Consider the following 19,787-nt stretch of genomic DNA (forward strand, 5'->3'; position numbering starts at 1 on the left):
CCGATATAGGGGCGCGAAAAATAGCGCGCAAGCCACGGCCGGCCGCGGGCCGGGCTTCCCGCGGCGGGTGGCACTTGCGGCCCCGCGGGCCCGCGTCCAAGCTCGGGCCGGGCCGTGGCGGTCCGGCGGGAGCGCATATGACGGCGGCAGTGATCGGCATCATCGGGGGCTCGGGCGTCTACGACCTTCCCGGGCTCGAGGACGCCCGCGAGGAGCGGGTGTCGACGCCCTGGGGCGAGCCGTCGGACGTGCTGCGCTTCGGGCGGATCGGCGGGCGCGACGCCGTGTTCCTGCCGCGCCACGGGCGCGGCCACCGCCTGTCGCCCTCCGGCATCGACTATCGCGCCAACATCGCGGCCCTGAAGGCGGCGGGGGTGACGGACCTCGTCTCCGTGTCGGCCTGCGGCTCGTTCCGGGCCGAGTTCTACCCCGGGCTGTTCGTGCTGGTGGACCAGTTCGTGGACCGCACCGTGGGCCGGGCCTCGTCCTTCTTCGGCGACGGCTGCGTGGCCCACGTGTCCATGGCCCATCCCGTGGCGCCGCTCCTGGTGGACCGCATCGCGGCCGCGGCCCGGGAGGAGGACATCGCCTTCGTCAAGGGCGGCACCTACGTGTGCATGGAGGGGCCGCAGTTCTCCTCCCGCGCCGAGTCGCTCGGCTACAAGGCGCAGGGCTACGACGTGATCGGCATGACGGCGATGCCGGAGGCCAAGCTGGCCCGCGAGGCCGAGATCTCCTACGCGACCATCGCCATGGTGACGGATTTCGACTGCTGGCATCCCGAACACGACGAGGTGGACGTCGCGGCCGTCGTCAAGGTGGTGCGCGAGAACGCCGGCAAGGCCGCGGCCCTGCTGGCGCGCGTCATCGGCGGCTTCCCGGCCGAGCACGAGCCCTGCCCGGTCCGCTCCGACCGCGCCCTCGACAACGCCATCATGACGGCCCCGGCGATGCGCGACCCCGCGCTGGTCGAGAAGCTCAGGGGGATCGCGGGCCGGGTCCTGTGACGCCGGGCCTGCCCGCCGCACCGGCCCCGCCGCAGGGTGGCCAAGGGCCTGCGGCGGAGCCGGACAGATGGCGGTCCGCCAACCATCTGCGGCGACGGAATCACGCCGGCCCTGCGATGCGCTATGGCGATCGGGCCACAGGTGAGGCCGATGCGGCACCGGTCCACCGGAACCGGCGGCCGCGCGTGCGATGAGGGCGGCCGGGCCGAAAAGCTCGCGTGATCAGGACGGATCCACTAAACCCTGTCGCCGAACCCCGGCCCGAGGCCCTCGATGTCCAGCGACCTGCGCTCCTCCATCCGCTCCATCCCGGATTATCCGAAGCCCGGGATCGTCTTCCGCGACATCACCACCCTGCTGGGCGACGCCCGCGCCTTCCGCCGCGCCATCGACGAATTGGTGCAGCCCTGGGCCGGCACCAAGGTCGACAAGGTGGCGGGCATCGAGGCGCGCGGCTTCATCCTCGGCGGCGCGGTGGCGCACCAGCTATCGGCCGGCTTCGTGCCGATCCGCAAGAAGGGCAAGCTGCCCCACGCCACCGTGTCGATCGCCTATTCGCTCGAATACGGCATCGACGAGATGGAGATGCACGAGGATGCCGTGGCGCCGGGCGAACGGGTGATCCTCGTCGACGACCTCATCGCCACCGGCGGCACCGCCACGGCGGCGGTGGCGCTCCTGAAGCGCATCGGCGCCGAGGTCGAGGCCGCCTGCTTCGTCATCGACCTGCCCGACCTCGGCGGCGCCCGCAAGATCCGGGACCTCGGCGTGCCGGTGCGCACCCTGATGGAGTTCGCGGGCCACTGACGGGCTTCGCCTGGCGAATGCCAGGCCGTCGCCGACACGCGCCAGCCCTGCCATCCGCGCCTTCGACGCCATGGCGGCGCGCGCATTCCACCCCATCCCCAGGCCGCACGCCGGTGTCGCCGTGATGGAGCAGGACTGCCCGTTCCCCGCATCGCGGGCCGCGATCCCGCGGCGCGGGTGCCGGGCAGGCGCGGCGCTCGGAAACCTTCGGCACATCACGGCCATGGTCGATTCGAACGCGTCGGCGTGCAAGGCTCAGAAATGTCCCCGGGGATGCCTCCTGCTTCGATCAGCTTGTCGAACGTGAGATCCGCGATCGCCTCGAGATGCCGGCTGTCCTCGATTTCCAGTTTCTTCATCAGCTCAGCATGGTCTTCAGCCCACCATGCTTCTGCCGCCAACGACAGTACGTGACCTCCATCACCCCGATGCTGCGGCAACTCGTCTTGGAGGTGGACGTGGAGGTGGACGTAGAGGTCGACGTCTGAAGCGTCGTCGGACAATCCAGTCGTGAGCGACCCTCCCGAAGCAACGGCCCCCACCTGTGATGATCGGCAAGCTGGCGGGCCAGACTGCCTGCTACGTCCAGGTGGATCGGATCGGGCCTCCGGTCACCTTTCGACGTCGTGAGCCGATCCCAGCGCAATGACCGAGGCCACCACGCGGCCTGGTGAGCCTCCCGTGGATCACCCATCTGGTTCTCACCGAGGTAGTGGGGGTTGCGAAGCTCCAGTGCCACGGGAGGTAGCGGATCGGCCTGCACAAGACTGCCCGTTCGACACCCATCGGTCGAGAGCGACTGGTACGGCTGATGGGGAGCGGACAGACGCCGGAGGCCGCCGCACAGGCCGCAGGCGGCTGGCCGACACCCCGCGGAGGACGTTCCTCTGCACGCCCTCGTCGTGCTGGTGGCTCGATCCTGTCGAGGCCTCGCTGTCCAGGCTGACCTGTCAGGCGCTCCCGGCGCGGCAGCGCGCGCTGGCCGCTCGGGCCAGCGCATATGTTTGCCCGGGCGAACGACGCTCCTGTGGCCAGCACCGCTTTCGCTGACCCCGCTATCTTCATGTGCCCAAGCAGTGCTAGTTGGCGCGCGTGCAGGGGTCGACGCCACGCGCAACGCCCACGTCAGCCGAACGGCCGCGGACCGAGGATCGTGCTGCAGTGAACCGATCACGGGCGCCGCTGGTTCGAGGAACGGTGACGGGAGACGGCATGCTAAGAGGATATGAGCGCCCTGTGCCGTCCGTCGCGTCATCGTCCCGACCGTCCTGGAAGGCGGCATTCGCATCAGCGCCGTCGCGGCCTCATCCCAGCGGGGTTGATGCTGCCGTGTGCCGGACGCCGCATGCATTTCGGATACCCGGTTGCGTTTCGGCCATCGTCCCGGTCGGGCTGCCGAAGCGTCCCAGGCATCGGGCCGCAGTCTGAAGACCGCCGTCCTTCGCACGGCCTGCCGGTTTTCCTTCGCCTTGCGCAACTTGCCTCTCACCACAAGACCTTCAGGTAGACACCCCTATGTCGATGCCGGATCAAGACTACGTGCAGTGGCTGGTGGACCAGTCCATGCTGAGGAACGCCAAGCTGAGTGCCAGGAAGTATGCGGGACAGAGCCGTCAATGGCAGCGTCCCTACGGGGAGGCGAAGGCCCGTGCGGCCACGGCCATCGCTTCGGTCTGGTTCAATGCCTACCCACCGTCCATCGTCACGGAGAAGGGCGCCTCCGTCCTGAAAACCCTCGGAGATGCCAAGCTCTGGGACGCGCTCGCCTCGCTCGGGATCCAGGCCATCCACACGGGTCCGACCAAGCGCGCAGGCGGGATCGTGGGACGTGAGTTCACGCCGAGCATCGATGGCAATTTCGACCGCATCGGCCTGGATATCGACGCGAAGTTCGGCACGACGGAACAGTACGTCGCCATGAGTCGGATGGCATCCGCCCACAATGCGATCGTCATCGACGACGTCGTTCCTTCCCATTCCGGCAAGGGAGCCGACTTCCGCCTGGCCGAGATGGCCTATGAGGACTATCCCGGCATCTATCACATGGTGGAGATCCGGGAGGCGGACTGGAACCTTCTTCCGCTTCTGCAAGACGGGCAGGAGGTCGTGAACCTTTCGCCCCCCGCGGTGGACGCGCTTGCGAAGAAGGGCTACATCGTCGGGCAGCTTCAGCGGGTGATATTCTTCGAACCGGGCGTCAAGGAGACGGACTGGAGCGCAACGGGCCCGATCGTCGGCGTGGATGGGCATACCCGCCGCTGGGTCTACCTGCACTACTTCAAGGCCGGGCAACCGTCCCTGAACTGGCTGGACCCGACCTTCGCGGCGCAACAGATGATCATCGGCGACGCGCTGCATGCCATCGACAGCTTGGGCGCCGTCGGGCTTCGGCTCGACGCGAACGGTTTCCTCGGGGTGGAGGTCAGAACGGGCGGCCTCGCATGGTCCGAAGGGCATCCCCTGTCGTTGGTGGGCAACAGTCTCCTGGCAGGAGCGATCCGGAAGGCGGGCGGCTTCAGCTTCCAGGAGTTGAACCTGACCGTGGACGACATCGCGGCGATGTCCCAGGGAGGCGCGGACCTTTCCTATGATTTCATCACTCGGCCCGCCTATCATCATGCGATCCTGACCGGGGATACCGAGTTCCTGCGTCTCATGCTGCGGACCATGCATGAGTTCAAGATCGATCCGGCAAGCCTCATCCATGGACTCCAGAATCATGATGAGCTGACATTGGAGCTGGTGCACTTCTGGACACTCCATGCCGACGAGATCTACACCTTCCAAGGCAAGACGTGGCAAGGCCGCACGCTCCGCACGCACCTGCGTGAGACGATGTACTCCAAGCTGTCGGGCGAACATGCGCCCTACAACCAGAAATTCGTCACCAACGGCGTCGCCTGCACGACGGCGAGCGTGATCGCCGCTGCTCTGGCGATCAGGAACCTCGACGAGATCAGCGAGGAGCAGATCGCCCAGATCCAGAAGATCCATCTGCTGCTGGCGATGTACAATGCCTTCCAGCCGGGTGTTTTCGCGCTCTCGGGCTGGGACATGATCGGAGCCCTTCCCCTCCCGGCATCCGAGGTGGAAGACATGATGCAGGATGGCGACACGCGCTGGATCCAGAGAGGTGCCTACGACCTGATGGACGTCAATGCGGATGCACGCGTCTCGTCGGAGGGCATGCCGAAGTGCCGGTCGCTCTACGGTTCATTGGCCGAGCAACTCAAGCGGCCGGACTCGTTCATCTCGCAGCTCAAGCATCTCCTTTCCGTCCGGCAATCGTACGGCATAGCGGGCAGCCATCAAACTGCCGTGCCGGACGTGAAGGCAGCAGGCCTGCTCATCATGATCCACGAGCTCCCCGATGGGCGTGGGACCCAGATCACCGCCCTGAATTTCGGGGCAGACGAGATCGACGAGGTGCTTGCCATGCCCGAGATCCCGCGGGGTCCGATCGTCGACATGCTGCATGGTGTCCCGGCCGGCGACGTCTCCGAGGAGGGCGAGATCCAGATCCAGCTGGCCCCGTACGAAGGCAAGTCACTCCGTATCGTGACGCACTATCACGCTCCCACGTGAGCTGAAGGCCATCGCAGCAAGCCTCCTTGCCGACGACGCATGGGAATCGCATTTGAGATTTTGGGGTAGCGTTTCGAGGCATCGAGTGGTTGGGAGACGGCCAAGGGAGGCCGTCGCTGAATGTTCTGATCTCGATGCATCGGGACGTTCCCGACCCGCGCACCGGCAACGGGACGCGCCACAGCCTGCTCGATGTGCTGACGATCGCGCTCGTGGCGTCGATCTGCGGCTGCGAGAGCTGCGTCGACGTCGCTGACTTTGCCGAAGACCGAGAAGAGCTGTTCCGCCAGTTTCTGGAGCTGAGCCACGGCATTGCGACCCTGGGCGTGTCGGCACGAGTTGCGAGACGCACCGTCGGAAGCTCGAAAAACGAGTAGAATGGGTAGTTGGACTCTTTCGCATTCCATAGAATAGATTATGTTGCGAATGTGATTTGGAACGAGAAACTGTAAGCCGCTCGACTCGGTGAAGCCTACCGGACTGGAATCTGAAAGCCGGACACCCGGAAAACGTACTGTTCTGCTGTTCAAGCCAGGTCGGAGGCGCATGGCCAAGCTTGCAGGCGACGACGCTCCGCCCGAGCGTGGCGACCTTATCGAAGCGAATGATACCAGCGGTAAAAGTTTTGACCGCTGGCGAGTGGGAACGCGCGCCGCCGCTCCTGCGGCGCAACGTGACGGAGATGCATCAGCATTTCCGTCGCCTGTATGACTGAAGGGACCTCCAGGCCTGTTCCGGGATGCGGAGCCAAAGGTGCCATGTCGGATCCGGTCCAGGGCCGCGAAGTGATGAAGCACATCACAAGATCCTGCCGCCGATCATTGTCACGTGGATCACGGCGGCAGCATCGGCCAGCACCACATGCACGTCCCCGTCAGGCCACGTCAAAGCGTCAACAGCATCGGAGAAGCTGCACGAACCGCTCGCCGATGGCGTGGGTCCCTGCACCCCAGCACGGTACCCGGTCAAACGCACGGGCACGGTCCATGCAGCTTTCAACCTTGACGGTTTCACTCGCCGTCAAAGGGAGCGCGGTCAGATGTCGGCACCGAAACGAGAGACGGCCCCCTCGGACAGGGACTGACGACAGCGACCGAGAGCGGTATCGGCTTTCTCCGAGTCGCCTTGGCGACTCCAAGCCGGTGAAACTGCTCTCGATTCGAAGCTGGAGCGAATTCGCCCAAGGCGAAAGCGCTCCAGCGGCGAGCGGGAATCGAATATTTGAAACGATGAGATGCGGTGCACCGCAGAGCTGAAACGCTCGCTCATATCGACTACAAGCCCGTCCCGTCCGGCGTTCAACCGGCCCACGTTCTCACCTTCCACACGTCGAGGTGGGTGAACCCGTCGTAGAGCCCGATGCCACCGCGCGCGAAGAACGAGGCCGCGAGCGCGATCGCGCGCGGGCTGTAGCCCGGCGCCCGGAGGTCCGCCGCATAGCCGTAAAGGTGCATCGAGTTGCGGGCCGCGCCTTCCAGCGCGGCGTTGTGGGCTGGTGTCCGATAGCCGCTGAGCAGCACGAGCGGAAGCGGCCCGCCGTGCACCAGCGACATGCCCGACTGCACGGCCGCCACGAGGTCGAACAGCCGCGGCTCGATCCACACGGCGCGATCCGCGTCGACCAGATCCCGCATGAACCAGGACAGCATCAGCACCTGCGCGGCGTCGAAGCCGTCCGCGCCTCGGAAGCGCGCTTCCACCTCGGCGCCGGTCGTGCGCCGGAGCCACAGCCGGTCGCGGCCGACGCGCGCCGGCTCCGCCACGGCGGCCCGCGCCGCCTCGGCCGCGAAGGCCCGCTCGATGGGGCTCGCCCCGGCGAACAGCGCCGCCGCGCCCGCGCAGGCGGCGCGGCGCGTGAAGGTCGACGCCGTCACCGATAGGCCTTGGGCAGCGCGGCGCGGAAGCGCGGCGACACTTCCAGCGTGACGATCTGCTCGCCCACGAAGGCCCGCCGGCCGTCCGCCGCCACCCGCACCGCTTGGCGCGAGCGCGCGAGGGTCGGCACGCTGAGCGCGCCCTGCGCGGCCAGATGGTGGTACAGCTGCATGCCGACATAATCCCGCTCCAGCCGGTCGAGATCCTCCTCGAACGAGGCGCGGGCTTCTCCGACGCCGACCGCCACGCCTTCCGCGTAACTGGCATCGTAGATCTTCTGCTCGTCGCCGCCGTCCGGCTTCAGTGCCGGCTGGATCGCACGATGGTCGGAGGGCGCGAGGTCGAGGTAGTCGCGCCAGTCGGGCGGCGACAGCACCAGCCGGGCCTGCACCACGATCTGGTAGGCGCCGAGCGTGAGGTAGAGCAGGCGGCTGCTCCCGAGCTGCTTCACGTCCTTCAGCTCGCCGATCACGGGTGGCACGAGGTTGGCGCCGATCATCATGCGCCGGAAATCGTAGCGCGCGTCGAGCCGGGTCGCTTCCCCGTCGAGGGCGGCGACGAGCCGCGCGTTCTCGTCGAGGAAGCCCTGCCGGATGCCCTCGCCCCGGGCGTGCTGGGCCAGCACCTGCGGGCGCAGCTCCGACGTCTCCGGCTTGACACCCTCGTAGCGGTGGTAGACCGGCGAGCGCGGGTCGCGCATCAGCTCGTAGGACGCGTCCGGCGGCGCGCTGCCGCCCGCCTGGGGCACGGCGCCGTTGTTCGAGCCTCCTCCGCCGCCCCCTCCGCCGCCGGCTTGAGAGCCGCCGCCCGTCATCGAGGGAAGCTGGCTTTGGCCGGGCTGGGCGGGCTGCGAGCCCGGCGGCGGGCTGGCGATGGTCTGCACCGCCTGATTGTTGTTGCCATAGGGAGACGGAGGGTAGCCGCCGTAGGAGCTCAGCCCGTAGCCGCCGTAACCGGCATATCCACCATAAACCGGCAGTCCGAAATTGATGTTGGTGCCGTAGGTCGGCTGGGCCGTGGCCGACACCGTTTGGGCCCGGCACGGTGCGACGAGCAGGACCGCGCCGAGCAGGACCGCGCCGAGCAGTGCCGTGGCGGCCTGCAGCCGAGGGGGAGGGGCGCTCACAGCCCGTGCCGCTCCAGCTGTCGATGGACGAAGGCGACTGTCCCCTCCCGCGAACCCTCGGTCTCGCCGGCGCAGGCCGCCAAGCAGAGCATGCAGAGCAGAAGCAGGATCGTGCGCGTCACCGGCATGGATGCTGCTCCGACAGACCCCGTGACGGGACGGGGCAGGCGATGAGCGGATCGTCAAACATCGGCTGCCTACTGGATCGAGATTGGTCAGACGGTTCCAGTCCATGCCAATAATACGCCGGACGTTACGTCAGATCGACAAGCTTTGATGGAGGCAGGATGAGGCCGGTCCACCGTCGAGTCCAGGGTGAGACTGTTCACGCCCCGTCAGATACAGACGTTATGTGACAAGCTTGCCACAAGCCCGGTGCTTTCAGCTGTTCGCCCCCGCTTCCTGGCCGATGGGCATGTAGACGCGGAGTTGCACATGGGTTAGCCCTGGGTCGCGGATCCTCCGCGTGCAGTTCAAAGGGCGATCGATGCCGACGCAGCGATCCAGTATTGACGGTCGAAGGCCGATGTATCGCCTCGTCGTCACGACGGCTTCGGTAGCTTCCCTTCTTGCCGCCCCTGCCCTCCTTGCCGCCCCTGCCCTCGCGGGCGGACCCGTCACCCTGGCGTCGCTGATCCCGGGCGCGGCGACGATCCTGCCGTCTGGGCCCGCCATGTCCGCGCCACCCGGCTCCGCTCCACCCGTCTCCGCTCCACCGGTATCGGCTGCGGCCGCTCGGCGCCCGAAGCCGGTCCGCCAAGCCCAGGCCGTCCCGGCGCCGTCCCCCGCCGTTGCACCCGCCGCTGCACCCGCCGCTGCGCCCGCCGCACCATCCCCCACTCGGCCCGTGCCGGCCGCCCAGGCGGCAGCCCGCGCCTCGGCGGGGGGCTCGCCGCCGCCGCCGCGCGAGCTGACGCCCGCCGAGATCACCGCGCTGCAGGGCATCATGGCGGACCGCGCGCGCGGCGCGGTCTTGAGCCCCGGCAACGCCGACGCCATCCGCGACCGGGTGCTCGACGCGCAGCGGGGCGCCCTCCAGTCCGGCTACGGCACCGCGGCGCCACAGCCCCGCCCCCGCATGATGACGGTGGACCCGCAGGTGCTGCTGTCGACGCCCCCCAGCCTGCAGCTGGCGCTCGGCGTCGTCACGCCGATCACCTTTCTCGACGAGCGGGGCCGCGCCTGGCCGGTGGAGTCGGTGGCCTTCGACCCGCGCATGTTCGCCCAAGACGGCGTCGGCTGCGGATCGGGCGGGGGCGGGGTCGCCGTGATGGCTATGGGCGAACGGCCCTCCACCATCAACATCATGCCGTGCCGCCTCACCACCTGGGGCAACATTTCCGTCAAGCTGCAGGACTACCCCTTGCCCGTGGTGCTGATGGCGCGCAGCGGCGCCGGCGGGGCGGCCGTGGACCTGCCCGTGACGGTGCGGGTGCAGGGGCGCTCGCCCGGCACCCCGGCGCAGCCCTACGACACCATGGCGGCCTACGTGCCGCCGCCGATCCGAACCGCCGCCGCGCCCCGCCGCGCCCCTGGGCGCCGCGGCGAGGCGGAATCCGCGGGCTTCGAGGGCGGCCGCATGGTGCCGGACAGGCTGCTCGACGCCTTCGGGGCCGGCGCGCCGCCGAAGGGCGCCGAGCGCGTCGCGGTCGACGACCCCTCGGTCAGCGCCTGGACGCTCGACGGGCGCCTCTACCTGCGCGGCGCCGTGACGGTGATCAACCCGGCCCACGACGCCGAGGGCGAAAGCTTCGGCGGCATGAAGGTTTGGCGCTTCGACCACCCCGTGCCCCGGGTCTACGTGGTCGACCGCGCCGGCGCCGAGCGCGCCCTGACGATGCAGTTCTGACGGAGGCGGCGATGACACGGATCTCCCTCGTATTCGCGCTCGCCGCCGCGCTCGCCGCCGCGCTCGCCGCGGCGCCGGCCGCCGTCGCGGCCGAAGCCGGCGCGCCCCGCGGCGGCCTGCCGTCCGACGCCGTGCCCTCGGCCGGCGGGCGCTACGACCCGGCCATGTCGCCCGAAGCGCTGGCCCAGGCCCGCATCGAGGCGCAGATCGACGCGCTGCTCACCCCGCCCTCGGGCGGCTTCAGCATGAACTATTATCCCCGGCCCGCGCCGCCGCCGGCCGCGTCCGGCGCACAAGGCCAGCCGACCCCCCAGGCCGCGGCCCAAGCGAAGCTCGAGGCCGAGCGAGAGGCGCGCTCCCAGCCCAAGCTTTACGTCATCGCCAAGCCGGGCGACGCCACCTACGCGACGATCGACCGGGCTTTCGACTCGGACGATCCGCAGGGCCCCATCTTCGCCACTGTGCACGACATCGACGCCCGCGGCATGCGCGGCCCGCTCGACGGCGTGCGCCTGCTCGGTGCCATCACCTATTCTTCGTCGCAAGCCGCGCTGCAGTTCAACCAGGCCTACCTGCGGGACGGGCGCACGCTGCAGCTCCACGCCCTCGCGATCTCCGAGGACGATGCCCGCACCGGCGTCGCCAAGGACGTCGACCAGCACACGATCCAGCGCTACGGCTCGCTGCTCCTCGCGGGCCTGATCCAGGGCGCCGGCCAGGCCGGCCAGCAGCTGCTCCAGAACAACCAGCAGGTTTCGACCGACCCGACCACCGGCGCCGTCGCGGCGAGCGAGAACGTCGTGCCCTACCAGGTGGCGCTGACGGCGCTGCAGCCCGTCGGGCAGGTGCTCACCGCCGCGGCGGCGCGCAACTTCAACCAGCCCGCCACCATGACGGGGCCGGCCGGCATGGGCATCGGTGTCGTCTTTCTCGACCCCGTCGCGGTGCCGGGCGACCTGATCTTCCGGCGCTGAGGGGTTCGGCGTGGGCTTGGTGCTGAGGGCACTCGACGGCGACGGCGGCGAGCGGGCTGTCCCGGGCGGCAAGCCGTTCCTCATGGGCCGCGGGCCGGACAACGATTGGGTGCTCGACGACCCCGCGCGCGAGATCTCCAAGGTGCATTGCCGCATCGACGAGGACGGCCGCGCCCATCTCATCACGGACCTGTCGATCAACGGCGTCCACCTGGAGCGCGAGGGTCGCGTGCTCGGCCGCGGCAACCGCCACCGCCTCGCCGTCGGCGACGTGTTCGCGGTGGGGCCGCACCGCTTCGCCGTGGCCGAGGCCGACGCGGGGCGGGCGGAGCCGGCGCCTGGCGACACGCCGGGCGCGGTCGGCGACATCCTCGGCGGCCGCGGGGCCGGCGCGGAGGCGCGGGCCGCCGCGGCCCTGTCGGGCGAGGCGGAGGGCTGGCTCGGCGCATTGCCGGTGAAAGCCGCCGACGCGGGGCTCGCCCGCCCGCTCGGCTGGGACGGGCCGCCCGCGGCCGGGAGCGCGCACCTGCCCGCCGACTTCGACGCCCCCGCGAGCCCCTTGGCCGACGCGGCCGAACACGCGCCCGCGACCTCCACCGCGCTCCATGCGCCGCGGCCGGCGCAGGTCCCGCCGGCACAGTTCCTGCCGGCGGACTGGCTCGACGGTGCCGAGGACGGCTCCACGCCGGCCCACGCGCCGCCGCCCGCCTCGGCGATGCGTGACGCCGCCCCGGCCGCCGACGCCGGAGCGGCGCGGCGCGGCCTGCTCGAAGGCGCGCGGGTCGACCCCGCCGCACTGTCGGCCGCGCGCGACCCCGCGCTCTTCGGGCGGGCGGGCAGGCTGCTGCGGGCGCTGCTCGACGGGCTCGACGGGCTGGAAGCCGCGCAGGCCGCGGCCGAGCACGGCCTCGGCATCGCCCCGCCGCCGGACGCGTCGCTGTGGAACGATGTGCTGTCGTCGGCGCGGGACCCCATCGTGAAGCTGCTGTCGGACGACGAGGAGGACGCCCTCGGGGGCCTCGCGCGCCGGCTCGGCGCTTTGGCGGACCGCCAGCGCGCGCTCGGCGCCGCCATGGCCGAGGCGGCCGGCATCTGGGACCACCGGCTGGGTCCCGGCGCCCTCGCCGACGTCCCCGTGCCCTGGTTTGCGGCCGGCCCGATCGGGCGCGCGGCACTGTGGGACCGCTACGCCGAGGCCCATGCCGCGCTCTGCCGCGACGCCGCCGGCCCGGACGGCGCCGAGCCGGGCCATCCCCTCGCGGGGCTCGTGCGGCGCGCCTTCGCGCGCCGGCTGTCGGAAAGGTAGGGGGCGCATGCTGGAGGAGAACCGGGTCGCCTGGACCGAGGGCATGTTCCTCCGTGTCCACCATTTCCAGCAGGCGGACCGCTGGACCGAGCGGGTGGTGCGCGCCACCACGCGCGAGCTGCAGCCCTATCCCTGGGGCTTCGCCGAATGCGCGGTCGACCGCGAATCTCTCGCGGTGGGCCGCTTCGCCCTGTCCTACGCGCGGGGCCTGTTCGCCGACGGCACGAGCTTCGAGGCGCCCGGCGACGCCGACCTGCCGCCCCCGCTGGAGCTGGTCGAGGGCGCCCGCGACGTGCTGGTCCACCTCGCCCTCCCGTCGCGCCAGCCCGGCGTCGCCGAAATGGGCGACGGCCGCCCGGCCGACACCGGCACGCGCTACCGCCGCTCCGACTACGCGGCGGCGGACGCCAACGCCGACAGCTTCCTCGATTCGGACATCGCGGTGGGGAGGCTGCGCCTGAGCTTCGCGCCCTCGACCGGCCCGCTCGCGGGCCTGGAAAAGCTCCCCGTCGCGAGGATCGTCGAGGTCCGCTCGGACCTCGCGGTGGTGCTCGACGACAAGTTCATCGCCCCCGCGCTCAACTGCGCCGCCCAGGCGCCGCTCGCCGCCCTGCTCGGCGAGCTGCAGGGGCTGGTGTCGCACCGCGCCGAGGCCATCGCGGCCCGCATCGCCGACCCCACCGTGCGGGGCACGGCCGAGATCGCCGACTTCCTGCTGCTGCAGACCCTGAACCGCTACGACCCGCCGCTGCGCCACCTCGCCGCCCAGGCGGCCCGCATCCACCCGGAGGAGTTCTACCGCTTCTGCCTCGCGGCGGCGGGCGAGCTCAGCACCTTCACGGCGGCGTCCAAGCGCGCGTCGCGCTACCCGGACTACCGCCACGACGACCTCCGGGCGAGCTTCGCGGCCGTCTACGCCGACCTGCGCGCCTCGCTCAGCGCCGTGCTGGAGCAGACCGCAGTGCCCATCGAGCTGCAGGAGCGCCGCCACGGTGTGCGGGTCGGCACGGTGGAGGACCGCTCGCTGATCCTGCAAGCCGGTTTCGTCTTGGCCGTGCGGGCCAACATGCCGGCCGAGCAGCTGCGCCGACAGCTGCCGAACCAGATCAAGGTCGGCCCCGTCGAGCAGATCGCCCAGCTGGTCAACGTGGCGCTGCCCGGCGTGCCGGTGCGGCCGCTGTCGGTGGCGCCGCGCCAGCTGCCCTACCGCAACGGCACCGTCTATTTCGAGCTCGACACGGCCGCGGCCCTGTGGCGCGAGCTGGCCGCCTCGGGCGCGCTGGCCATCCACGTCGCAGGCTCGTTTCCCGAGATCGAGCTCGAGCTCTGGGCCATCAGGGGCTAGCCGATGTCGATCGAAGCGCGGCCCCCCGGCTCCGACACCACGGTCATCAAGCCGGGGGGCGCGCCCCGCCGCGCGCCGGTGCTGTCGATCCGCGGCGGCGCCCGCGCCCGTCGGCCGGAGCCCGGGCCGCAGCCGGCGCCGACGGGCGCCGGGGCGGCGCGCGGCGTGCCGCCGCTGGTGTCGGCGGCGCTGCCGCTCCTCAACGTGACGGCGCGGCTGCGCGAGCCCGGCGAGGCGCCCGACATCGAGGGACTGCGCGCCCGCACGGTCGCGGCCGTGAAGCTGTTCGAACAGCGCTCGCTCGGCGCCGGCGTTCCGATCGAGCGCGGTCGCGCCGCCCATTATGCGCTCTGCGCGACCGTCGACGACGTGGTGCTGAACTCCGCCTGGGGCTCCTACAGCGTGTGGGCGCGCCAGAGCATGGTGTCGACCTTCCACGGCGACGTGACGGGCGGCGAGCGCTTCTTCGACCTGCTGTCCCACCTCCACAAGGCCCCCGGCACCAACCGCGACGTGCTGCTGCTGATGTACATGTGCCTGTCGATCGGCTTCGAGGGCCGCATGCGGGTCCACCCGCAGGGGCACCTGGAGATCGGGCGGATCCGCGAAGGCCTGTACCGGACGCTGCGGGGCGAGGGCGAGCGCGAGCTGTCGCCGGACTGGCGCGGCGTCGACGCACGGCACCGGCCGCTGTCGACCCCGCTGGTGCTGTGGACCGCGGCGGCGCTCGCGGTGCTGATCCTCACGGGCGCGTGGTTCGGGCTCGGCGGCGCACTCGACCGCCGCTCGGACGCGACCTTCGCGGCCCTGCTGGCCGCGCCCCCGCGCGGCACGCCGAGCCTGCTGCGCTCGCCGGCCGAGAAGGCGAAGGACGCGGCCGCCGCGGCGGCCGACAGCTCGCTCGGGCCGCTCAGGGCGGCCCTGGCGCCCGAGGTCGCCCAGGGGCTGCTCGACGTCGAGAAGACGGACGGCGGCACGCTGATCCGCCTCCACAACAAGGGCCTGTTCGCCACCGGCAGCGCCACGGTGTCGACCGAGTTCGCCGGCCTCCTCGACCGCATCGGCCGCACCCTGAAGGGCCAGGCCGCCCAGGTCCTGGTGATCGGCTACACCGACGACGTGCCGATCCGCACCGCGCGCTTCCCGTCCAACTACGAGCTGTCGGTGGCGCGGGCCGAGGCGGTGTCGAAGCTCCTCGGCGCCGAGGTGGACCCCGCCATCCTCCGCGCGGAGGGGCGCGGCCAGGCGCAGCCCGTCGCCGACAACGGCACCGCGGACGGGCGCGAACAGAACCGCCGCACCGAAATCACCGTGTTCGACCGCAGGGGGGCGCCCCAGCCATGATGGTGCTGAACTGGTTCTACGAGATCCGCAGCTACATCGGCGCCTACGGCCAGCACATCAAGGCGCGCTGGCTGCTGTCGCTGGTGTGGGTCCTCGCCATCTCGGCGATGATCTGGTTCTACGGCGACACGCTGTCCTTCGGCACGTGGCGGCCGCTGGAAGCGCAGCGCGCGCGGCTGGTCGCGATCGGGATCGCCTTCGCGGTCTGGCTGGCGATCCTGCTCGTGCGCCTCGTGCGGGCGCGCCGCGCCGACGCGGCCCTCAGCGACGCCGTGACGGCGGACGGCAGGGCCGACCCGGCCCGCGCCGCCGCCGACGACGTGGCCGAGATCCGCGCCCGCCTGCGGACGGCCTTGAAGGAGCTGCGCGGCAAGCTCCGCCGCGGCTCGGTCTATTCGCTGCCCTGGTACGCGCTGATCGGGCCGCCGGGCGCCGGCAAGACGACCGCGCTGACCAACTCGGGTCTGAACTTCCCCCTCGCCGACACGATCGGCGACGGGCCGGTGGAGGGCGTCGGCGGCACGCGCCACTGCGACTGGTGGTTCACCGAGGACAGCATCCTCATCGATACGGCCGGCCGCTACACCGCGCAGGACAACGAGCCCGAGGTCGAGCGGGCGAGCTGGCAGGGTTTCCTCGCGCTGCTGAAGAAGCACCGGCCGCGCCAGCCGCTGAACGGCGCGCTGGTGATGGTGGGGCTCGACGACATCCTGCGCGCCGAGCCGGCCGAACGGCTGCGGCAGGCGCGCACGATCCGCAAGCGGCTGCGCGAGCTCGACGAAGCGTTCCGCCTGCGCGTGCCCGCCTACCTCGTGCTGACCAAGGCGGACCGGCTGGCGGGTTTCTCGGCCTTCTTCGAGCACCTCGACCGGCCGGCGCGCGAGCAGGTGTGGGGCGTGACCTTCCCCCTGCCGGCCCCGGGCCGGGGCGGCGAGGGCGGCCTCGCGGCCCGCTTCGCGTCCGGCCTCGACGGGCTGGTGGAGCGGCTGAACGGCCTGCTGCTCGACCGCCTCCAGGCCGAGGCCGACCCGCAGCGCCGGGCCGAAATCTTCGCCTTCCCGAGCCAGGTCGCGCTGCTCGCCGAGCCGCTCCACGAGATCATGGGCGAGATCGGCTCCGATTCGCGCTTCGACCCGGCCCCGCGCGTGCGCGGCGTCTACTTCGCGTCCGCCCACCAGGACCGCGCCTCGCTCGACTTCGTGAGCGAGACCACGCGCAGCCAGTTCGGGGTCGCGGCGCCCGACCGGGCCGGCGAGGGCGACGGGACCTTGGAGGCCGGCAAGAGCTACTTCCTGGCGCGCCTGCTGCGCGACGTGGTGTTCAACGAGGCCAGCCTCGTGTCGACCGACCCCGTGCGCGAGCGGCGGCGGCGGATCGCCCGCTGGGCCGGCGCCGGCGCCTTCGCGGCGCTGGTGCTGGCGCTGTCCGGCGCTTGGCTGCTCGACTATTTCGGCCAGGAGCGCCGCCTCGCCGACACCGAGGCGCGGCTCGGCGTCTATGCCGCCGCGGCCGCCGCCATCCCCGTCGCGGACGTGCGCGACGCCGACATCGGCCGCGCCCTGCCGGCGCTGGACGAGGCCGCCGCGCTGGTGCCGCCGCCCGAGGAGGGCTGGCGCTGGGCCGCGCTTCACCTGCCCGACCAGGAGCCCAAGGTGCGGGCGGGCGCGAACGACGTGTACCGCCGGGCGCTGAACGGCTTCCTCCTGCCGCGCCTCCTCGTCGCCGTCGAGGGCGACCTCAAGCGCGGCGGCGACGCCGCGGCGACCGCGGACGCGCTGCGGCTCTACCCGATGCTCGGCGCGCGGGCCGCGGTCGACGCGCCCTTCGCCACCAAGGCCCTCGCGGGGGACATCGACGGCGCGCTGCCGGGAGACGGCAGGGCGCCCGAAAGGGCGGACGCGGGCCGCAAGATCGCGGCGCTTCTGTCCGGGCCGCTGACCCCCATAGCTCTCGACCCCGGCGCGGTCGCCCAGGCGCAGGCGGCCGGGCGGGTGCGCGAGCGCATGGCGGCCTGGGACAAGAGCGGCGGCGCCCTGTGCCGCGGCGCCTTCGAGGGTCACTACCCAGCCCGCGCCGCCGCCGACGCCGGCATATCGCAGGAGGACTTCACCGCGCTGTTCGGCCCGAACGGCCGCTTCGACAGCTTCTTCCGCGAAACGCTGGCGCCGCTGGTCGACACCGGCGCCCACCCGTGGCGCTGGAAGGACGCGCGGCCGGGGGCGGCCGGGGCGCGCGACGGGCTGGAGGCTTTCGAGCGGGCCGCGGCGATCCGCGACGGCTTCTTCGGCGGGGCGAACGGCGCCCTGGGCATCACCTTCGACGCCACGCCCGTGTCGGTCGCGGGGGCGTCCTCGGTGTCGATGGTGCTGGACGGCCAGCAGCTCGACTACGCGACCGGCGACCGCGGCGGGCCGCGGCCCGTCGCCCTGTCGTGGCCGAGCGACGCGGGCAGCGCCGGCGCCGAGGTGTCGTTCCGCCCCGGCGGGCCCGACGCCGTGCTGGAGCACCGCGGGCTGTGGGCGCCGTTCCACCTGCTCGACGCCGCGCAGGTACAGCCTTCCGGGACGGGGGGGGCGCGCGTGGTCTTCTCGGCCGGCGCGCGGCAGGCGACCTTCGACCTGCACGCCGAGACGGCCGCCAACCCCTTCGACCTGGCGACCCTACACGGCTTCAACTGCCCGAGGGCGCTGTGACGGACGGCGCCGCGCCGGGCTTCTTCGGCAAGATCGCGGCGAGGGGCGACTTCGTGTCCCGGCGGATCGACGGCCCGGCGCGGGCCGCGCTCGACGCCTGGCTGTCGGCCGCCGTGGTGGCGAGCCGGCGGGCGCTCGGCGGGAGCTGGCTCGGCCATTACGCCGCCGCCCCCGCTTGGCGCTTCGCGCTGGCCGCGGGGGCGGCGGGGCCGGAGCCGCTCGCCGGCGTGATGGTGGCGAGCCAGGACGGGGCGGGCCGCCAGTTCCCGCTGGTGATCGCCGCGCGCCTGCCCGGGGACGCCTCGCTCTACGCCCTGTGCCGTCACGCCGCCGCCTGGTTCGACGTCGCGGAGGAGGCTGCCGCCGCCGCACGCTCCAAGACGCTCGACCTCGACGCCTTCGACGCCCGGGTGGCGGCGCTGGGCGGCCCGCCCGCGGCCCCGCCGGGCGAGGTGGAAGCGCGGCGCCTGCCCTTCGGCGGCGACGTCGCGCGGGCCGCGGCCCTCGCCGACGCGCTGGAACTCGCTTTGGTCGGCCGCCCTGCCCCCGAGGGCCCGCCTGCGACCCTGTGGTGGACGCGCGAGGGCGGCCCCGCGCCGGCCTCGCTGCTGCTCCACGCCGGCCTGCCCGCGCCGGACCGCTTCGCCGCCCTGCTGGACGGGCGCTGGGCGCGCTGGGGCTGGGACGAGCCCGCCGCCGCGCCGCCCGTGCCGGACGCCCCGGCGCCCGCCGGCCCGGTGCCCGCCGGCCCGGTGCCGCACGGCCCGCTGCGCTCGGCCGCGCGGACGCACCGCGGCACCCACCGGCCGAGCAACCAGGACGCGGCGCTGGAGCGGCCCGACCTCGGCCTGTGGGCGGTGGCGGACGGGGCGGGCGGCCACGACGACGGCGCCGCCGCCAGCGCGGCCGTGATCGCCCGGCTCGGCGGCTTCGCGCCGGCCCTGAGCTTCGCCAGCGCCCTGACCGAGATCGAGGAGCTGCTCGGCGAGGCCAACGACGCGTTGCGGGCGCGGGCCCGCAGCCTCGGGCCGGAGCGGATGGTGGCGGCCGTGGTGGTGGCGCTGTTCGTGCATGGCGGCCACTACGCCGTGGTGTGGGCCGGCGACAGCCGCGCCTACCTGCTGCGCGACGGCGACGCCGTGCGGCTGACGCGCGACCACGTCAGCGAGGACGCGCGCTACGTCACCCGCGCGGTGGGGGCCGCCAACGCGCTGATGGTGGACGTGGCCCGCGGCACGGTGCTGCCGGGCGACCGCTTCGTGCTGTGCAGCGACGGGCTGGTGAAGGCCACCGGCGCCGCGGTGCTCGACGCCGCGCTGCGGCCCGGCCCGCCCGCCGTGGCCGCCGCGGCCCTGATCGAGGACGCGCTGATCGCCGGCGCCTCCGACAACGTGACGGCTCTGGTTGTTGACGTGGGGACGGCATGAACGCGGAAGCACAGACGGCGGCGGCGGGGGACGACGCGACCGCCGGGGGCGAGGACACCCGCGTCCGCGTGCAGGCGCTGCTCGACGCGCTGGTGCGGGAGCTGGTGCTCGACGAGGGCGGACGCACGCGCGATCCCACCGTCACCCACGGGCTCGTCGACGGGGTACGGGCGGCGCTCGACCGGCTGGCCTCGGGCGACGGCGAGGCCGACGCCACCGCGGCGGGCGGCTCGCTGTCCCCCGGCGACTTCCTCGCCAACAGCTTCGTGGTGCGCGAGTTGCTCGGCACCGGGGGCATGGCCGAGGTGTACCGCGTGCGCCACCGCGACCTGCGCTACGACTACGCGGCCAAGATCCTCAAGCCCGAGCGGGGTAACTACCCACGGGGTCGCGTGAGATCGGCGTCGTCGGAAGGGGTCCGTCGAGGTGCAACGAGGACTTGCGTGTCC

The 19,787-nt window shown here is 72.1% G+C and carries 15 protein-coding genes and 1 pseudogene; 12 read left to right on the forward strand and 4 right to left on the reverse strand.

Annotation, left to right across the window (positions count from 1 at the left end; all coding sequences use genetic code 11):
• Positions 1-137 precede the first annotated feature (137 nt).
• Entirely contained in the window at positions 138-1,007 is an 870-nt protein-coding gene (locus D3272_RS24060) for an S-methyl-5'-thioadenosine phosphorylase (RefSeq protein ID WP_129221784.1), read from the forward strand.
• 273 nt (positions 1,008-1,280) lie between these two features.
• Positions 1,281-1,814, forward strand: a complete 534-nt coding sequence (locus tag D3272_RS24065; protein WP_129221785.1) for an adenine phosphoribosyltransferase — start codon at positions 1,281-1,283, stop codon at positions 1,812-1,814.
• Positions 1,815-2,029: 215 nt separating this feature from the next.
• Here D3272_RS24065 and D3272_RS24070 read toward each other — a convergent pair whose 3' ends face one another.
• Entirely contained in the window at positions 2,030-2,317 is a 288-nt protein-coding gene (locus tag D3272_RS24070; protein WP_129221786.1) for a hypothetical protein, read from the reverse strand.
• A 1,012-nt stretch (positions 2,318-3,329) separates the two neighbouring features.
• On the opposite strand from D3272_RS24070, the gene treS reads away from it, so the two are divergent.
• Both treS and D3272_RS24085 read left to right on the forward strand, forming a co-directional pair.
• Positions 3,330-5,399 carry a maltose alpha-D-glucosyltransferase gene (treS, locus tag D3272_RS24080; RefSeq protein WP_129221787.1) on the forward strand — a complete coding sequence of 690 codons (2,070 nt, stop codon included), beginning with the start codon at positions 3,330-3,332 and terminating at the stop codon, positions 5,397-5,399.
• A 134-nt stretch (positions 5,400-5,533) separates the two neighbouring features.
• Positions 5,534-5,776 (forward strand): transposase family protein, encoded by a 243-nt coding sequence (locus D3272_RS24085; protein ID WP_129221788.1) that lies wholly within the window; start codon positions 5,534-5,536, stop codon positions 5,774-5,776.
• A 921-nt stretch (positions 5,777-6,697) separates the two neighbouring features.
• On the opposite strand, the gene D3272_RS24090 is transcribed toward D3272_RS24085, so the two are convergent.
• The 3 genes from D3272_RS24090 to D3272_RS28260 are packed head-to-tail and all read right to left on the reverse strand — an operon-like array spanning position 6,698 to position 8,528.
• Positions 6,698-7,273, reverse strand: coding sequence for a YcbK family protein (locus D3272_RS24090; RefSeq protein WP_129221789.1), 576 nt, complete (start codon positions 7,271-7,273; stop codon positions 6,698-6,700).
• Positions 7,270-8,400, reverse strand: coding sequence for a type IV secretory system conjugative DNA transfer family protein (locus tag D3272_RS24095; RefSeq protein ID WP_129221790.1), 1,131 nt, complete (start codon positions 8,398-8,400; stop codon positions 7,270-7,272). Before D3272_RS24095 ends, D3272_RS24090 begins: the two co-directional genes overlap by 4 nt.
• The gene (locus D3272_RS28260) at positions 8,397-8,528 is read right to left on the reverse strand and encodes a hypothetical protein (RefSeq protein ID WP_281011011.1); all 132 of its coding nucleotides are present in this window, start codon (positions 8,526-8,528) and stop codon (positions 8,397-8,399) included. Before D3272_RS28260 ends, D3272_RS24095 begins: the two co-directional genes overlap by 4 nt.
• 719 nt (positions 8,529-9,247) lie before the next feature.
• Here D3272_RS28260 and D3272_RS24100 point away from each other — a divergent pair.
• From D3272_RS24100 to D3272_RS24135, 8 genes and pseudogenes are all read left to right on the forward strand, one after another.
• On the forward strand, positions 9,248-10,249 hold the full coding sequence (locus D3272_RS24100) for a DotH/IcmK family type IV secretion protein (RefSeq protein WP_129221791.1): 1,002 nt from the start codon (positions 9,248-9,250) through the stop codon (positions 10,247-10,249).
• An 11-nt stretch (positions 10,250-10,260) separates the two neighbouring features.
• Positions 10,261-11,223 carry a DotG/IcmE/VirB10 family type IV secretion system protein gene (locus D3272_RS24105; RefSeq protein ID WP_129221792.1) on the forward strand — a complete coding sequence of 321 codons (963 nt, stop codon included), beginning with the start codon at positions 10,261-10,263 and terminating at the stop codon, positions 11,221-11,223.
• A gap of 19 nt (positions 11,224-11,242) precedes the next feature.
• The gene (locus D3272_RS24110) at positions 11,243-12,529 is read left to right on the forward strand and encodes an FHA domain-containing protein (protein ID WP_129221793.1); all 1,287 of its coding nucleotides are present in this window, start codon (positions 11,243-11,245) and stop codon (positions 12,527-12,529) included.
• A gap of 7 nt (positions 12,530-12,536) precedes the next feature.
• Positions 12,537-13,874: a type VI secretion system baseplate subunit TssK gene (gene tssK / locus D3272_RS24115; RefSeq protein WP_129221794.1), complete on the forward strand. Its 1,338-nt coding sequence runs from the start codon at positions 12,537-12,539 to the stop codon at positions 13,872-13,874.
• Positions 13,875-13,877: 3 nt separating this feature from the next.
• On the forward strand, positions 13,878-15,218 hold the full coding sequence (tssL, locus tag D3272_RS24120) for a type VI secretion system protein TssL, long form (RefSeq protein WP_129221795.1): 1,341 nt from the start codon (positions 13,878-13,880) through the stop codon (positions 15,216-15,218).
• Positions 15,215-17,911 (forward strand): type VI secretion system membrane subunit TssM, encoded by a 2,697-nt coding sequence (gene tssM / locus D3272_RS24125; protein WP_129221796.1) that lies wholly within the window; start codon positions 15,215-15,217, stop codon positions 17,909-17,911. The genes tssL and tssM overlap by 4 nt, the downstream gene beginning before the upstream one ends.
• Positions 17,908-19,338 carry a type VI secretion system-associated protein TagF gene (tagF, locus tag D3272_RS24130; protein WP_165361506.1) on the forward strand — a complete coding sequence of 477 codons (1,431 nt, stop codon included), beginning with the start codon at positions 17,908-17,910 and terminating at the stop codon, positions 19,336-19,338. Before tssM ends, tagF begins: the two co-directional genes overlap by 4 nt.
• Positions 19,335-19,787, forward strand: a pseudogene (locus D3272_RS24135) (hypothetical protein); the annotation flags it as partial. The gene tagF and the pseudogene D3272_RS24135, both read left to right, overlap by 4 nt.

The sequence above is a fragment of the Lichenibacterium ramalinae genome (assembly GCF_004137085.1).
Classification (GTDB): Bacteria; Pseudomonadota; Alphaproteobacteria; order Rhizobiales; family Beijerinckiaceae; genus Lichenihabitans; species Lichenihabitans ramalinae.

Excerpts from the sequence above, each read along its gene's own strand:
- D3272_RS24085 (WP_129221788.1), top strand. The coding sequence starts at position 5,534 with ATGCATCGGGACGTTCCCGACCCGCGCACCGGCAACGGGACGCGCCAC.
- treS (WP_129221787.1), top strand. The coding sequence starts at position 3,330 with ATGTCGATGCCGGATCAAGACTACGTGCAGTGGCTGGTGGACCAGTCC.
- tssL (WP_129221795.1), top strand. The coding sequence starts at position 13,878 with ATGTCGATCGAAGCGCGGCCCCCCGGCTCCGACACCACGGTCATCAAG.
- D3272_RS24105 (WP_129221792.1), top strand. The coding sequence starts at position 10,261 with ATGACACGGATCTCCCTCGTATTCGCGCTCGCCGCCGCGCTCGCCGCC.
- tssM (WP_129221796.1), top strand. The coding sequence starts at position 15,215 with ATGATGGTGCTGAACTGGTTCTACGAGATCCGCAGCTACATCGGCGCC.
- D3272_RS24060 (WP_129221784.1), top strand. The coding sequence starts at position 138 with ATGACGGCGGCAGTGATCGGCATCATCGGGGGCTCGGGCGTCTACGAC.
- tssK (WP_129221794.1), top strand. The coding sequence starts at position 12,537 with ATGCTGGAGGAGAACCGGGTCGCCTGGACCGAGGGCATGTTCCTCCGT.
- D3272_RS28260 (WP_281011011.1), bottom strand. The coding sequence starts at position 8,528 with ATGCCGGTGACGCGCACGATCCTGCTTCTGCTCTGCATGCTCTGCTTG.
- D3272_RS24065 (WP_129221785.1), top strand. The coding sequence starts at position 1,281 with ATGTCCAGCGACCTGCGCTCCTCCATCCGCTCCATCCCGGATTATCCG.